The 16,373-nt window shown below is 71.8% G+C and carries 6 protein-coding genes and 1 tRNA gene; 6 read left to right on the top strand and 1 reads right to left on the bottom strand.

Annotated elements, in window-relative coordinates:
• Positions 1–284 precede the first annotated feature (284 nt).
• Positions 285–357: transfer RNA gene (locus ABZ836_RS28020), tRNA-Thr, on the top strand.
• Positions 358–746: 389 nt separating this feature from the next.
• Entirely contained in the window at positions 747–2,324 is a 1,578-nt protein-coding gene (locus ABZ836_RS28025) for an ABC-F family ATP-binding cassette domain-containing protein (RefSeq protein ID WP_361146728.1), read from the top strand.
• A gap of 174 nt (positions 2,325–2,498) precedes the next feature.
• Here the strand turns inward: ABZ836_RS28025 and ABZ836_RS28030 are convergent, their stop codons facing one another.
• Complete coding sequence (locus ABZ836_RS28030) at positions 2,499–5,255, bottom strand: SpoIIE family protein phosphatase (protein ID WP_361146731.1); 2,757 nt, start codon at positions 5,253–5,255, stop codon at positions 2,499–2,501.
• A 328-nt stretch (positions 5,256–5,583) separates the two neighbouring features.
• On the opposite strand from ABZ836_RS28030, the gene ABZ836_RS28035 reads away from it, so the two are divergent.
• From ABZ836_RS28035 to ABZ836_RS28050, 4 genes are all read left to right on the top strand, one after another.
• Positions 5,584–11,010, top strand: a complete 5,427-nt coding sequence (locus tag ABZ836_RS28035) for a HAMP domain-containing protein (protein WP_356133841.1) — start codon at positions 5,584–5,586, stop codon at positions 11,008–11,010.
• A gap of 318 nt (positions 11,011–11,328) precedes the next feature.
• A complete protein-coding gene (locus tag ABZ836_RS28040) occupies positions 11,329–12,015 on the top strand; it encodes a response regulator (protein WP_361146734.1) in 687 nt (228 codons plus the stop codon).
• Positions 12,016–12,288: 273 nt separating this feature from the next.
• Positions 12,289–15,102, top strand: coding sequence for a DNA translocase FtsK (locus tag ABZ836_RS28045; RefSeq protein ID WP_361146737.1), 2,814 nt, complete (start codon positions 12,289–12,291; stop codon positions 15,100–15,102).
• A gap of 350 nt (positions 15,103–15,452) precedes the next feature.
• Entirely contained in the window at positions 15,453–16,286 is an 834-nt protein-coding gene (locus ABZ836_RS28050) for a helix-turn-helix domain-containing protein (protein ID WP_356133835.1), read from the top strand.
• Positions 16,287–16,373 lie beyond the last annotated feature (87 nt).

Consider the following 16,373-nt stretch of genomic DNA (forward strand, 5'->3'; position numbering starts at 1 on the left):
CAGGGGGGACCCTGTGGGAGAGTAGGACGCCGCCGAACAATTATTGGGAAAGCCCCCGCACCGTTATGGTGCGGGGGCTTTCTGCATTTCCGGGGGCGTCCGCTGCCGGCAGCTCACCGCTGTCGGCCTGGAGACGTCGGCCCGTGCCCCCTTGGGGCCAATCCCGGACAATTGCGGGCGGAAGAGTACCGCGGTTGCCGGCCAGTCGGCCCGGAGTTGGAATCCGCCCAGGTCGTGGGTTAGTATTCATGTGTCGCCGCGAGGGAAACCTCCAAAACGACAAGGCCCCTATAGCTCAGTCGGTAGAGCGTCTCCATGGTAAGGAGAAGGTCAACGGTTCGATTCCGTTTGGGGGCTCAGCGAGAAAAGGTCCCGCCCAGAAATGGGCGGGACCTTTTTCGTTTGTCAGCCGGCCAGTACCAGCCACCGCCGAGCACGGCCCGCCATCGGCCTGGGGGGGCGTCACGCCCCGGCTAATTCGTTCGCTCCCGCTCCGGTCCGTCCGTAGGATGGGGAGCATGAGTTTCTATACCGCGAAGCCCTGGTTCAGCCGCTGACGGCGGCTGAACCCGACTGATCTCTCGCCGCCGTCCTGGCTTCCCGCCGGGCGGCTCCGCGTGCCGTCCGGCTCCCACGACGAGCTGAGAGACACACGCATGCTTCGCGATGCTTCTTCCTCCCCTGTCCCCTTCCTGTCCCAGGGCCTTCCCGCCGGTGCCGCCGCGCACGTCCGCGCCGAGGGAATCGTGGTCCGGCTGGGAGAGCGCACGGTCCTCTCCGGTGCCGACGTCACCGTCTCCGCCGGGTCCCGTGTGGCCGTCGTCGGCGAGAACGGCCGGGGCAAGACCACCCTGCTGCACGTCCTGGCCGGCACGCTGACGCCGGACGCGGGCACCGTCTCGCGCACCGGCACGCTCGCGCTGGTCGAGCAGACCCTGCACGTCGACGACGAGCGCACCGTCGGCGACCTGGTCAAGGAGGCCGTCGGCGAATCACTGACCGCCCTGGACGCGCTCGAGCGCGCGACCGAGGCGCTGGCCCAGGGGACGCCCGGCGCGGACGACGCCTACGCCCAGGCCCTGGAGGTCGTCACCGCCCTGGACGCCTGGGACGCCGAACGGCGCGTCGACGTCGCCCTGGAGGGCCTGGGCGCCTGCACGGACCGCGAGCGGCGCCTGGCAACGCTGTCGGTCGGGCAGCGCTACCGGGTGCGGCTGGCAGTGGTGCTGGGCTCCAGCACCGATCTGCTGCTGCTGGACGAGCCCACCAACCACCTGGACACCGACGCGCTCGACTTCCTGACGCGCAGGCTGCGCGAACATCCGGGAGGAGTTGCTCTGGTCAGCCACGACCGGGCGCTGCTGCGTGACGTCGCCACGGCCTTCCTCGACCTCGACCCGAGCCGAGACGGTCTGCCCCGCCTCTACGCGGGCGGCTACGACGGCTGGATCGAGGGCCGCCGACGCGAACGCGAGCGGTGGGAGCAGGAGCACGCGGCCCAGCTGGCCGAGCACGCACAGCTGAGCCGGGCCGCCGAGGAGGCCCGCGGGCGCCTGCAGACCGGCTGGCGCCCGGACAAGGGCACCGGCAAGCATCAGCGCGCCACTCGCGCGGCCGGGGTCGTGCAGGCCTTCAACCGCCGGGTGGAAGAACTCGAACGCCACCGCATCACCGTTCCCGAGCCGCCCCGCAGTCTGGCGTGGCCCGAGCTGCCCGCCCGGACGGGGCGGCCGGTTCTGCACGGGCGGGGCCTCACGGTGTCGGGACGACTGCGGCCGCCGGTGGACGTGACGATCAGCGGCGGTGAGCGGCTGCTGCTGACCGGTCCCAACGGGGCGGGCAAGTCCACCCTCCTGGCTGTGCTGGCCGGGCAGGTGCCCCCGACCGGGGGCAGCCTGGACGTCCACCACGACGCACGGGTCGTCCTGCTGTCCCAGGAGGTGCCCGCCTGGGATCCGGGGCACACCGCCTACGAGGCCTACCGGGCGCACGTGGGCCGGCTCGAGCGCGCCGACCTGCGCGAGCGGGCGCCCGCGCTGAGCGGCCTGGGGCTGCTGGACGCGATCACGCTGCGCACCTCGGTGGGGCGCATGTCGCAGGGGCAGCAGCGGCGCCTGCACCTGGCGATGTGCCTCGCCGAGCGGCCCGATCTGCTGATGCTCGACGAACCGACCAACCACCTGTCCGCCATTCTGGTCGACGAGCTCACCCAGGCGCTGACCAGCACATCCTGCGCGGTCGTGGTCGCCACCCACGACCGGCAGATGCTGAGGGACCTGGCCGGCTGGCCGCGTCTGGAGCTTCCCGCGCCGCGGCGGGAGTGAGTCCGCCGGCTCCAGCACGGCCGGGACAGCCGGAACGGCCAGACGCCCAGGACGGCGGGGCAGGCAGGACGGTCGGGGCAGGCAGGACGGTCGGGGCAGGCCGGCAGGCAGGCAGGACGGGCGCGGGCCCGGTCGGGGGAATCCGACCGGGCCCGCGGTGCCGGGCTGCCCGGGTCACTCCGCCTGGAGGCCCGGTACCCGCATCGCGAGGATGGCCATGTCGTCCGACGGCGGCTCGGAGGCGAAACGCTCCACGGCTCGCAGGACGCGGGCGGCGACCGCTCCCGCGGTCAGGCCCGTGCACGCGGTCAGGACGTCCGCCAGGCCGTCGTCGCCGAGCATGCGCATGCCCTCGCGGCGTTCGGTGACGCCGTCCGTGACGCAGAGGAGGACGTCGCCCGGGGCGAGGACGCGGGTCTCCTCGTAGAGCTCCAGGTCCTCCATCACGCCGAGCAGGGGCTGCGGCTCCGCGCAGGCCTCGACCGTGCCGTCCTGGCGCAGGCGGAGGGGGAGCGGGTGGCCGGCGCACACCACCTTCAGCAGGGCGCTGCCGTCCTCCTGCGGCCACAGCTCGCCGTAGAGGAGCGTGAGGAAGCGGCTGCGGGCGCCCTCGTCGATGATCGCGGCGTTGAGGCGCTCGAGCACCGCCGGGCCGCTGAGGCCCTCCCGGGCGAGCAGGCGCAGGGCGTGCCGGGCCAGGCCGGTGACGGCGGCGGCGTTGGGGCCCGTGCCGCAGACGTCGCCGATGGCGAAGCCGTAGGCGCCGTCGCGGATCGGGAAGAGGTCGTAGAAGTCGCCGCCGACCTCGTTGCCCTCGCCGGCGGCCTGGTAGATGACCTCGACCTCGACGCCCTCGATCTGCGGCAGCTCCGGCGGCAGGAGGCTGCGCTGGAGGGACTGGCTGATCGCCGTGCGCTCCGAGTACAGGCGTGCGTTGTCCAGGGCCAGGGCGGCCCGGCGGCTGAGGTCCTCGGCGAGTTCCAGGGACTCCTGGCGGAAGTGCTCGTCGGTGGGCTTGCCCAGCGTGAGCATGCCGATGACGCGGTTGCGGGCCACCAGCGGCAGGACGACCGTCTCGCCGCCGACCGCTGAGGCGGTGGCGAGGGTGGGGCCGATGCCGGAGGAGACGGTGGTCGGCTCGCCGAGCCCCAGGCTGCGCATGGAGCTGCGCAGGGCGGCTTCGTGGGCGGCCTCGAACGGTGCCGTCCAGACGCGGGCGCCGGGCGTCGGCACCGGGTCGGGCGGCGAGATCTTGGAGAGCAGGGCCTTGAGGCCGTCGATGCGGTCCTCGTCCTCGTGCAGCACGTACGACAGGTACGGCTCGGAGGAGGGGTCGTTGATGGTGTAGACGGCGCACCAGGTCGCGAGGGTGGGCACGGTCATCTGTGCCATCAGGGCGAGGGTCTGGTCGCGGTCCAGGGTGCCGGCCAGCAGGTCGGAGGCCTCGACCAGGAAGCTCAGCGAGCCGCGGCGGAGCCGCTCGAGCTCGCCCAGGCGGGCGGACTCGACGGCCAGGGCGATCCGGTCGGCGGCGAACTGCAGGCGCAGGGCCTCTTCGTTCGAGTAGCGGCCGGGCGCCTCGGTGGCGACGCCGAGGGAGCCGGTGAGGCGGCCCTCGACCTTGAGGGGGACGGTCACCACGGAGCGCATGCCGGTGCCGCCGAGGAGCGGGATGGCGCCGGGGGCCGAGGCCAGGTCGTCGTGGACGGCGGGCATGCGGGCCGAGCCGTAGCGGCCGGGGCCGGCCTCCACGGGGACGCGGGCGAAGCGCTGGCGGGCCGACGGCAGGCCGGTCGACGCGCGTACCTCCAGCTCGGTCTCGTCGTCGGTGGCCAGCAGCAGGAAGGCGGCGTCGGCGTCCAGCATGTCGCGGGCGCGTTCCACGGTGCGCTGGAGGAGCCCGTCCAGGTCGTCGGGGGCGGGGGAGCCGATGAAGACCTCGAACGGGTCGGTGTCCCGGCCGTCGTGGTGGTGGGCGGTGTCGCCGCCGGCGCCGCGGGAGGGGCTCTGCAGGACGGCGCGTTCCTCGTTGCGGACCAGCAGACAGACCGTGGAGGGCTCGCCCTCGGGGTCGCGGACGCGCAGGTGGGAGGCGTAGACGGGGACGACGCGGCCCTCGGCGTCGCGGATGCCGTAGCTGCCCTCCCAGCGGGAGAGCTGGAGGGCCTCGACGATGCCGGTGCTGGTGCCGGGGGTGTGCGGCCAGGCGGCCAGGTCGGTGAGGGGCTTGCCGGTGACGGTGGCGGCCGGGTGGCCGAAGAGCTCCTCGGCGTCCTCGTTCCACGAGCCGACCAGGCCGTCGCGGTCGATCTGGACGACGGCGACCCTGACCCTCCCGGCCGCGGCCGGGAGCATCTCGACGGGGAGCGCGGGGCCCGCGGAGCGGGTGCCGACGGCGCGCTCCGGCAGGTCGAGCTGGAACCAGACCTGCTTGCGGGTGGCCGTGTAGTCGACGCCCCAGCGGGTGGCGAGGGCCGCGCAGAGCTGGAGGCCGCGGCCGCCCTCCTGGTCGGGGCTGCTCACGGTCAGGGCGGCGGACTGGAGCGGCACCTCGCGCTCGGGGTACCGGTCGGCGACCTCGATGCGGACGCCCTCGTCGGTGCGCAGGCAGACCACGTCGGCGGCGGTGCCCGCGTGGACGACCGCGTTGGTGACCAGCTCGCTGGTGAGGACGACGGCGTCGTCGGCGATGTCGGCGAAACCCCAGCCCTGGAGGGTGTCGCGGACGAAGGAGCGGGCCGTGGCGACCGAGCGTCCCACTGGCTCGAAGCTGGCGGCCGCCCGCGCGGTGATCACAGAACTCCTCGTGCGGTCTTGGGCAGGGGGCCCCGGCGGGCCGGCGTCCGGCGCCTGCCGCTGCTGTGCGGGAAACGCGTCCGTCGGCCCGATGTGCTCCGGGGGCTGCTCCCCCGAGATCAGTCCGGTCGTCATGCTCTCCGCGACCGCCCCTCCGATGCCCAGATGTTCGTCTTGCCACCGCCCGGGCCGGACGGGACCGTCGGCCGGACAGCCTCCTGCAAGGTTACTTACCTTCGGGGTCCGCGCGGATGCCGGTCGACGCCGATTACGTCCGCAGGGTGTGCGGACGGTGTGCGGGCTTGCCGAACTGTTATGGCCTGGTTGGGACGAGGTGAAACACTGGGCAGGCTTGACGAAAACGCCCATGACACGTGGTGTGGATGAGCGGGCGACGTGAGCGGGTCCCTGTTGGCGGGCACGCGAGCGGCAGTGGTTGGTCGATCCCTGCGGGAGGGACACAGTGGAGTCTGGCGCGGCGACGCGGGGTACGAGGACGCGTGCGAAGGGCGGAGGCACCACGCAGGTGGACACGGCCGCGCTGAACAGGCTGCTGTCCGGTCTGGTGGCGATGCGTGACGGGAACTTCCGCAAGCGCCTCACGGTCTCCGGCGACGACGTCATGTCGGAGATCGCCGCCGTGTTCAACCAGGTCGCGGACCGGAACCTGCACCTGACGGGCGAGCTGGCCCGGGTGCGGCGGATGGTCGGGCGTGAGGGAAAACTCACGGAGCGGCTGGAGACCGGGGCCTGCGAGGGGTCCTGGGCGGCGGCGATCGACGCGTCCAACGCGTTGGTGGACGACCTGGTGCGGCCGGTCTCCGAGGTGGGCCGGGTGCTCTCCGCGGTGGCGGAGGGTGACCTGTCGCCGCGGATGGAGCTGCGGACGCGGATCGCCGACGGCAGCGGGCACCCGCTGCGCGGGGAGTTCCTGAAGGTCGCGCGGACCGTGAACAACCTGGTCGACCAGTTGTCCCGGTTCACCGACGAGGTCACACGGGTGGCCAGCGAGGTCGGTACCGAGGGCAAGCTGGGCGGTCAGGCGCAGGTGCGCGGCATGTCCGGTTCCTGGAAGGACCTCACCGAGTCCGTCAACACGATGGCGCACCGGCTCACCCTGCAGGTGAGGGACATCGCGCTCGTCACGACCGCCGTGGCCAACGGTGACCTGTCCCGCAAGGTCACCGTGCACGTCGAGGGCGAGATGCTCGAGCTGAAGAACACCGTCAACACGATGGTGGACCAGCTCTCCGCGTTCGCCGCCGAGGTGACCCGGGTGGCCCGCGAGGTGGGCACCGAGGGCGAGCTGGGCGGCCAGGCGCAGGTGCCGGGCGTGGCCGGGGTGTGGAAGGACCTGACCGACTCCGTCAACCTGATGGCGGGCAACCTCACCGCCCAGGTGCGCGGGATCGCCGAGGTCACCACGGCGGTGGCCAACGGCGACCTGTCGCGGAAGGTGACGGTGAGCGCGCGCGGCGAGGTGGCGCAGCTCGCGGACACGATCAACCAGATGACCGAGACGCTGCGGATCTTCGCGGACGAGGTCACCCGGGTCGCCAACGAGGTCGGCGCCGAGGGCCGGCTGGGCGGCCAGGCCAACGTGCCGGGCGCGGCCGGCACCTGGAAGGACCTCACCGACTCGGTGAACACGGTCTTCCGGAACCTGACGACGCAGGTCCGGGACATCGCCGCGGTGACGACGGCGGTGGCCAACGGCGACCTGTCGCAGAAGGTCACCGTGGACGTGGCCGGCGAGATGCTGGAGCTGAAGAACACCGTCAACGGGATGGTGGACCAGCTGTCCGCGTTCGGCGCCGAGGTGACGCGGGTCGCCCGCGAGGTCGGCGTCGAGGGTGAGCTGGGCGGTCAGGCGCAGGTGCCCGGTGCGGCCGGCACGTGGAAGGACCTCACGGACTCCGTCAACACGGCGTTCCGGAACCTCACCGGTCAGGTGCGGAACATCGCGCAGGTGACGACGGCGGTGGCCAACGGCGACCTGTCGCAGAAGGTCACCGTGGACGTCTCCGGCGAGATGCTCCAGCTGAAGAACACCGTGAACCGGATGGTGGACCAGCTGTCCAGCTTCGCCGACCAGGTGACGCGGATGGCGCGGGACGTGGGCACCGAGGGCCGGCTCGGCGGCCAGGCCCGGGTGGACGGGGTGTCGGGCACCTGGAAGGAGCTCACCGACTCCGTCAACAGCATGGCCGGCAACCTGACCTCCCAGGTGCGGAACATCGCGCAGGTGACGACGGCGGTGGCGCGCGGTGACCTGTCGCAGAAGATCGACGTGGACGCGCGGGGCGAGATCCTGGAGCTGAAGAACACCATCAACACGATGGTCGACCAGCTCTCCGCCTTCGCCGACCAGGTGACCCGGGTGGCCCGCGAGGTGGGCACCGAGGGCCGGCTGGGCGGTCAGGCGCAGGTGCCGGGCGTGGCCGGTGTGTGGCGTGACCTGACGGACTCGGTGAACGGCATGGCCGGGAACCTGACGGCGCAGGTGCGGAACATCGCGCAGGTCGCGACGGCGGTGGCGCGCGGTGACCTGTCGCAGAAGATCGACGTGGACGCGCGGGGCGAGATCCTGGAGCTGAAGAACACCCTCAACACGATGGTGGACCAGCTCTCGAACTTCGCCGAGCAGGTGACGCGGGTGGCCCGCGAGGTGGGCACCGAGGGTATCCTGGGCGGCCAGGCCGAGGTGCAGGGGGTCTCCGGCACCTGGAAGGACCTGACCCAGTCGGTGAACTTCATGGCGAACAACCTCACCATCCAGGTGCGGAACATCGCCGAGGTCACCACGGCGGTCGCCAAGGGCGACCTGTCGAAGAAGATCACCGTCGACGCCAAGGGCGAGATCCTCGAGCTGGTGACCACCGTGAACACGATGGTGGACCAGCTGTCGTCGTTCGCCGAGCAGGTGACGCGCGTCGCCCGTGAGGTGGGCACCGAGGGCATCCTGGGCGGCCAGGCGCACGTGCCGGGCGTCACCGGCATCTGGAAGGACCTCAGCGACAACGTCAACCTGATGGCGAAGAACCTGACCACGCAGGTGCGGAACATCTCGCAGGTGGCGTCCGCGGTCGCCAACGGCGACCTGACGCGGCAGGTGACCATCGAGGCGCGCGGCGAGGTCGCGCAGCTCGGCGACACGATCAACATCATGGTGAAGACGCTGTCGTCGTTCGCCGAGCAGGTCACCAAGGTGGCCCGCGAGGTGGGCACGGACGGCATCCTGGGCGGTCAGGCGCACGTGCCCGGTGTGGCCGGCACCTGGAAGGACCTCACCGAGTCGGTGAACCAGATGGCGTCGAACCTCACCGGGCAGGTGCGGAACATCGCCATGGTGACCACGGCGATCGCCAAGGGCGACCTGACCAAGAAGATCGACATCGACGCCCGCGGCGAGATCCTCGAGCTGAAGACGACCATCAACACGATGGTGGACCAGCTCTCCTCGTTCGCCGAGGAGGTGACGCGCGTCGCCCGCGAGGTGGGCACCGAGGGCCGTCTCGGCGGTCAGGCCCGGGTGCGGGACGTCGACGGCACCTGGCGGGACCTGACGGAGTCGGTGAACGAGATGGCCGGGAACCTGACCCGGCAGGTGCGGGCCATCGCCCGGGTCGCCACGGCGGTGACCCGCGGCGACCTCAACCTGAAGATCGACGTCGACTCCTCCGGCGAGATCCAGGAACTGCAGGACAACATCAACAAGATGATCGCCAACCTGCGCGACACCACCATCGCCAACAAGGAGCAGGACTGGCTGAAGGGCAACCTGGCGAGGATCTCGGCCCTGATGCAGGGCCGCCGTGACCTGGACGACGTGGCGTCGCTGGTGATGAGCGAGCTGACGCCGGTGGTGTCGGCGCAGCACGGCGCGTTCTTCCTGGCGATCCCGCCGGGCGACTCGCAGGAGGTCGGCGCGGTCGACGGGGACGCCTACGAGCTGCGGATGTTCGGCAGCTACGGCTACTCGATGGGGTCGATGCCGACCTCGTTCCGGCCCGGTGAGGGGCTGGTGGGCACGGCGGCGAAGGAGCGGCGCGCGATCCTGGTGGAGAACGCGCCCAGCGGCTACCTGAAGATCGCCTCCGGTCTGGGGGAGGCGCCGCCGGCGCAGGTGATCGTGCTGCCGCTGCTCTTCGAGGGCACGGTGCTCGGCGTGATCGAGCTGGCCTCGTTCACGGCGTTCACGCAGATCCAGAAGGACTTCCTCAACCAGATCGCCGAGATGATCTCGACGAGCGTCAACACCATCTCGGTGAACAGCAAGACCGAGGTGCTGCTGAAGCAGTCGCAGGAGCTGACCGAGCAACTGCGGGAGCGCTCCGCGGAGTTGGAGCAGCGGCAGATGGCGCTGCAGGCGTCGAACGCCGAACTGGAGGAGAAGGCCGAGCTGCTGGCGCGGCAGAACCGCGACATCGAGGTGAAGAACACCGAGATCGAGGAGGCGCGGCAGGTCCTGGAGGAGCGTGCCGAGCAACTGGCCGTCTCCATGCGGTACAAGAGCGAGTTCCTCGCCAACATGTCGCACGAGCTGCGGACCCCGCTCAACTCGCTGCTGATCCTGGCGAAGCTGCTCGCGGACAACGCGGACGGCAACCTCTCGCCGAAGCAGGTGGAGTTCGCGGAGACGATCCACGGCGCGGGCTCGGACCTGCTGCAGCTGATCAACGACATCCTGGACCTGTCGAAGGTCGAGGCGGGCAAGATGGACGTCTCGCCGACGCGGATCGCGCTGGTGCAGCTGGTGGACTACGTGGAGGCGACGTTCCGGCCGCTGACCGCGGAGAAGGGACTCGACTTCTCCGTGCGGGTGTCGCCGGAACTGCCGGCGACGCTGCACACCGACGAGCAGCGGCTGCTGCAGGTGCTGCGCAACCTGTTGTCCAACGCGGTGAAGTTCACCGACAGCGGGGCCGTGGAGCTGGTGATCCGGCAGGCCGGGGCGGACGTTCCGTCGGCGATCCGGGAGCAGTTGCTGGAGTCCGGTGCGCTGAGCGAGCCGAACGCCGAGATGATCGCGTTCTCGGTGACCGACACCGGTATCGGCATCGCGGCGAGCAAGATGCGGGTGATCTTCGAGGCGTTCAAGCAGGCCGACGGCACCACCAGCCGCAAGTACGGCGGCACGGGTCTGGGGCTGTCGATCTCGCGGGAGATCGCCCGGCTGCTCGGCGGCGAGATCCACGCCCAGTCCGAGCCGGGCCGCGGCTCCACCTTCACGCTGTACCTGCCGCTCCACCCGAACCAGGTGCCGCCGCAGGGGGCGGGGGAGAACGAGGCGCTGGAGGCTCCGGAGGAACGGGCGGAGCTGCCGGCGGGTGAGACGCCGGCCGAGGTCAACTCCTACCGGGAGACGCAGAACGGTCCGGCGGCGCTGTTCCGGCGGCGTCGGCGCGAGGAGCACGCGCCCGCGCGGCTGCCCGAGGAGCCGTCCGGTCGGGGCGCAGGGGAGGCGGAGCGGCCGGCTGCGCCCTCGGCGGGTGGGCGTCCGGGTGCGCGGTTCCACGGCGAGAAGGTGCTGATCGTCGACGACGACATCCGCAACGTCTTCGCGCTCACCAGCGTGCTGGAGCAGCACGGGGTCTCCGTGCTGTACGCGGAGAACGGGCGTGAGGGCATCGAGGTGCTGGAGCAGCACGAGGACGTGACGATCGTCCTGATGGACATCATGATGCCCGAGATGGACGGTTACGCGACGACGACGGCGATCCGGCGGATGCCGCAGTTCGCCGGGCTGCCGATCATCGCGCTCACCGCCAAGGCGATGAAGGGGGACCGGGACAAGGCGATCGAGTCGGGTGCGTCCGACTATGTCACCAAGCCGGTGGACCCTGATCACCTGCTGTCGGTGATGGAGGACTGGATGGGCCGGAAGTGATCCGTATCCGGAGGTGATCCGTATCCGGAGGTGAGAAACCGCCGTTCGGGGGTAGGCGGGCTACGGAGGGTGGCCGAGGCCGCGTGGCGTCCGGTGGGCGAATGGCACTACCGGGAACCATTTGGTCCCGCGCCGCGTTTCTGCTGCATGCACAGTGACATCGCAGTGACAGGGTGTGGCGGCGCCCGGGGTGCGGCTACGATGACCGGCACAAGGACGGACGGCGCAAGGGAGTCGTCCTCAAGGGCGGTGTCCCAGGACGCCGCTCCGAGTCCTGCGAACAGGGGCGGCCCCAAGCCGGGGCGAGGAGGACGGGCCATGGTGCAGAAGGCCAAGATCCTCCTGGTCGATGACCGGCCGGAGAATCTGCTGGCGCTGGAGGCCATCCTCTCCGCGCTCGATCAGACGCTGGTCCGGGCATCGTCCGGGGAGGAAGCGCTCAAGGCGCTGCTGACGGACGACTTCGCGGTCATCCTGCTCGACGTCCAGATGCCGGGCATGGACGGTTTCGAGACCGCCGCCCACATCAAGCGGCGGGAGCGCACGCGGGACATCCCGATCATCTTCCTGACGGCCATCAACCACGGGCCGCACCACACCTTCCGCGGTTACGCGGCAGGCGCGGTGGACTACATCTCCAAGCCGTTCGACCCGTGGGTGCTGCGGGCCAAGGTTTCCGTCTTCGTGGACCTCTACATGAAGAACTGCCAGCTCAAGGAGCAGGCGGCGCTGCTGCGGCTGCAGTTGGAGGGCGGCGAGCGGTCCGAGGGCGAGGTCCCCAAGGAAGGCGCGGCCGGTTCCGGGCTGCTGGCCGAGCTGTCGGCGCGGCTGGCGGCGGTCGAGGAGCAGGCCGAGGCGCTCTCCAAGCAGTTGACCGACGAGGCGGCGGACGCGGCCGCGGTGGCCACCGCCGCGCACCTGGAGCGCAAGCTCAACGGGCTGCGCCGCGCCCTGGACGCCCTGGAGCCGGGCACCGCCGCTCCGAGCCTTCCGCAGCAGGGCTGACGGCGCTTCCACGCCCGGCGACGAGTCGGGGCGCTTCCGCGCGTCCGGCGACGAGCGGCGTACTTCCGCACGTCCGGCAGTGAGCGGGTGCTTCCGCCCGGGCGACGAGCGGGCCACTTCCACGCCCGGTGCTGAGCGGGCCACTTCCAGGCCCCGTGATGAGCGGGCGTCAGGCCGCCCCCGCCGTGGTTCCGTTGACCCGCCGAGCGACACGAACGGGTGAAGGCCCGCGCAGGCGTGTCCCCGGGCGCCTCCCCCGGTAACCTCACTCTCATGGCCTCACGACCCTCCGCAGCCAAGAAGCCGCCCGCTCCCGCGAAGGCGTCCTCGGCTTCGAAGGGGCCGAGGACGGCCAAACCGGGCGGGACCGGCAAGCCGGCGTCCAGGAAGGCCCCGGCGAAGAAGGCGCCCGCGAAGAAGACCGCCAAGCCCGCACCGAAGCCGGCCCCGAGCCCGACCAACGGCGTGTACCGGCTGGTGCGCGCCCTGTGGCTGGGGGTGGCCCACGCCGTCGGCGCGGTCCTGCGCGGCATAGGGACCGGCGCGAAGAACCTCGACCCCGCGCACCGCAAGGACGGCATCGCCCTCCTGCTGATCGCGCTCTCCCTGGTGGTGGCGGCCGGGACCTGGGCCGACCTCCAGGGGCCGGTGGGCGAACTGGTGGAGATCCTGGTGACCGGAGCCTTCGGCCGCCTCGACCTGCTGGTCCCGATCCTCCTCGCCGTGGTGGCCGCCCGGTTCGTGCGCCACCCGGAGCAGCAGGAGGCCAACGGACGGATCGTCATCGGCCTGTCCGCGCTGGCGATCGGCGTGCTCGGGCAGGTCCACATCGCCTGCGGCTCACCCGCCCGCAGCGGCGGCATGCAGGAGATAAGGGACGCCGGCGGACTCATCGGCTGGGCGGCCGCGACGCCGCTGATCTACGCGACCGGCGCCGCGCTGGCCGTCGCGCTCCTGCTGCTGCTCACCGTCTTCGGCCTGCTGGTGGTCACCGCCACCCCGGTCAACGCGATCCCGCAGCGGCTGCGGGCCCTGGGCGTCCGGCTGGGCCTCGTCCAGCCCCCCGTGGAGGCGCCCGGGTTCGCCGCCGGAGGGCCGGTGGGGGAGGACGACGAGCGGTACGAGGAGCAGTGGCGCGAGGCGCTGCCGCGCTCCCGGAGCAGGCGTGCGCTGCCCGCGGCCGAGGACGAGATCGACGCGGCCGAGGCGGCGGGCCTGGACGCGCCCGCCGACGCCCGGGGCCGCTCGCGGCGCTCCCGGAGCAGGCGGCCCGACCCGAACCGCCCGCTGGACGCCGTGGACGTCGCCGCCGAGGCCGCCGCCGCGCTGGACGGGGCGATCATGAACGGGCTGCCGCCGTCGCCGCTGGTCGCCGGGCTCACCCAGGGCGTCACGGACCGGGGCGGCCGGGGCGGGGCGGAGGCCACCGAACGATCCGAGCGGTCGGAGCGGTCCGTGCCGTCCGCGCGGCCCGAGCCGGACAACCTGCCCGTCCCCGCGCCCGAGCGCCTCCCGGCCACCTCGGAGACCGTCCCCGACCTCACCAAGGCGCCGCCCGCCCGCGAGCACGACCTGCCGCCCCGGGCCGAGCAGTTGCAGCTCGCCGGCGACATCACCTACGCGCTGCCCTCGCTCGACCTGCTGCACCGCGGCGGGCCCGGCAAGTCCCGCACCGCCGCCAACGACGCGGTCGCCGCCGCGCTGGGCAACGTCTTCAAGGAGTTCAAGGTCGACGCCGCGGTCACCGGCTTCACCCGCGGTCCGACGGTCACCCGCTACGAGGTCGAACTGGGACCGGCGGTGAAGGTCGAGCGGATCACCGCGCTCACCAAGAACATCGCCTACTCGGTGGCCAGCCCCGACGTGCGGATCATCAGCCCGATCCCCGGCAAGTCCGCGGTCGGCATCGAGATCCCCAACACCGACCGCGAGATGGTCAACGTCGGCGACGTGCTGCGCCTCGCGGACGCCGCCGAGGACGACCACCCGATGCTGGTGGCCCTCGGCAAGGACGTCGAGGGCGGCTACGTGATGGCCAACCTGGCCCACATGCCGCACGTCCTGGTGGCCGGCGCGACCGGCTCCGGCAAGTCGTCCTGCATCAACTGCCTGATCACCTCGATCATGATGCGGGCCACCCCGGAGGACGTCCGGATGGTGCTGGTCGACCCCAAGCGGGTCGAGCTCACCGCCTACGAGGGCATCCCGCACCTGATCACCCCCATCATCACCAACCCCAAGCGGGCCGCGGAGGCCCTGCAGTGGGTGGTGCGCGAGATGGACCTGCGCTACGACGACCTCGCGGCCTTCGGCTACCGGCACATCGACGACTTCAACGAGGCGGTGCGCAGCGGGAAGCTGCAGACCCCGCCCGGCAGCGAGCGCGAGCTGCAGCCCTACCCGTACCTGCTGGTGATCGTCGACGAGCTCGCGGACCTGATGATGGTCGCGCCGCGCGACGTCGAGGACGCCATCGTCCGCATCACCCAGTTGGCCCGCGCGGCCGGCATCCACCTGGTGCTCGCCACGCAGCGGCCCTCGGTGGACGTGGTCACCGGCCTGATCAAGGCGAACGTGCCGTCCCGGCTGGCCTTCGCGACCTCCTCGCTGGCCGACAGCCGCGTCATCCTCGACCAGCCCGGCGCGGAGAAGCTCATCGGCAAGGGCGACGGCCTGTTCCTGCCGATGGGCGCCAACAAGCCCGTCCGCATGCAGGGCGCCTTCGTCGCCGAGGACGAGATCCACGCCGTCGTCGAGCACTGCAAGGCGCAGATGGCCCCGGTCTTCCGGGACGACGTCGTGGTGGGCACCCAGCAGAAGAAGGAGATCGACGAGGAGATCGGCGACGACCTGGACCTGCTGTGCCAGGCGGCCGAACTGGTCGTCACCACCCAGTTCGGGTCGACCTCGATGCTCCAGCGCAAGCTGCGCGTCGGCTTCGCCAAGGCCGGCCGGCTGATGGACCTGATGGAGTCCCGTCAGATCGTGGGCCCCAGCGAGGGGTCGAAGGCCCGCGACGTGCTGGTGAAGGCGGACGAGCTCGACGAGGCGCTCGCCCGGATCCGCGGCGAGTCGCCGGGGGAGTAGGGACCCGGCCCGGGGGGAGCAGGGGCCCCGGAGGAGTGCCGCGGCGGCGGGAAGCGTGCGGCAACCGAGCGCCCTTCGGGTGGTTTGACCGGAGCCGGACGTGGAAGGCAACCGGGATGAGGGATCATCCAGTCGGAGGTCCCGCCGGACCCGCCCGGCACACCGGTTCTTCGTGACCCTCCTGTAACTGGGGGACGGGCAACCGTTCCCCGTCCGCGCACGTCGAACCGGGCAGAGGCGGGAGCCCACCGGCGGCCTACAAACCGCCGTCGCCCGCTTGCCCCACCCTTTCGCACCCCCCCTAGACTGAACCTCCAGCACAGGTGGCCACATCCTCGAAAGGCGCCCCCGTGTCCCTCGGCAACCCCCCAGAAGACGAGCGTCCGTTCGAGGACGAGTCCGACAAGGACCGCGCAGACCTGCCGCAGATCGGAGACGCCCTGAAGCGGGCGCGCACCGCGGCCGGACTCTCGGTCGACGACATCAGCAACGCCACCCGGGTGCGCGTCGCCATCGTGCAGGCCATCGAGGAGGACGACTTCGGTCCCTGCGGTGGCGACGTCTACGCCCGCGGTCACATCCGCACCCTGGCGCGCGCGGTGGGCCTGGACCCGGCTCCGCTGGTCGCCGCCTACGACAAGAAGCACGGCGGGCGCCCCGCGCCCACCCCCGCGGCGCCGCTGTTCGAGGCGGAACGCCTCCGCCCCGAACGCCGCGGGCCGAACTGGACCGCCGCCATGGTCGCCGCCATCGTCGCCGTGATCGGCTTCGTCGGGTTCACCGCCTTCGGCGGGGACAGCGAGGGCACCGACCGGGCCCAGGTCGCCGAGGGACCCGAGCCGAGCGTCTCGGTGACCGACAAGCCCGCGCCGGAGCCCGCCGCGCCCGAGCCCACCGAGAGCGCCATCGCCGCCGCGCCGCGCGACAAGGTCGTGGTGAAGGTGAGCGCCCCCGAGGGACGCAGCTGGATCTCCGCGAAAGACCACAACGGGCGCGTCCTGTGGGACGGCGTCCTCGAGGAGGGCGACTCCCGCACCTTCCAGGACGACACCCGCGTCGACCTGGTCCTCGGCAACGCCGGCGCCCTCGAGCTGCACGTCAACGGCGAGAAGATCGAGGACGACTTCCGCGACGGCCAGGTGGAACGCCTCTCCTACACCAAGGGCGACCCGGCGGCCGGATGAGGCCGCCGGACGGGGGAAGCGGGGACGCGCGCACACGGGGTCGGCCCGCCCGGGCCAACCCCGTCGGCGTGGGGCGCCGGTGGAACG

The organism is Streptomyces sp. NPDC047130 (assembly GCF_040643475.1).
GTDB lineage: Bacteria > Actinomycetota > Actinomycetes > Streptomycetales > Streptomycetaceae > Streptomyces.

Bases quoted from the DNA above. Each gene is read 5' to 3' on its own strand.
- ABZ836_RS28030 (WP_361146731.1), bottom strand. From the start codon at position 5,255: ATGACGACCGGACTGATCTCGGGGGAGCAGCCCCCGGAGCACATCGGG.
- ABZ836_RS28040 (WP_361146734.1), top strand. From the start codon at position 11,329: ATGGTGCAGAAGGCCAAGATCCTCCTGGTCGATGACCGGCCGGAGAAT.
- ABZ836_RS28045 (WP_361146737.1), top strand. From the start codon at position 12,289: ATGGCCTCACGACCCTCCGCAGCCAAGAAGCCGCCCGCTCCCGCGAAG.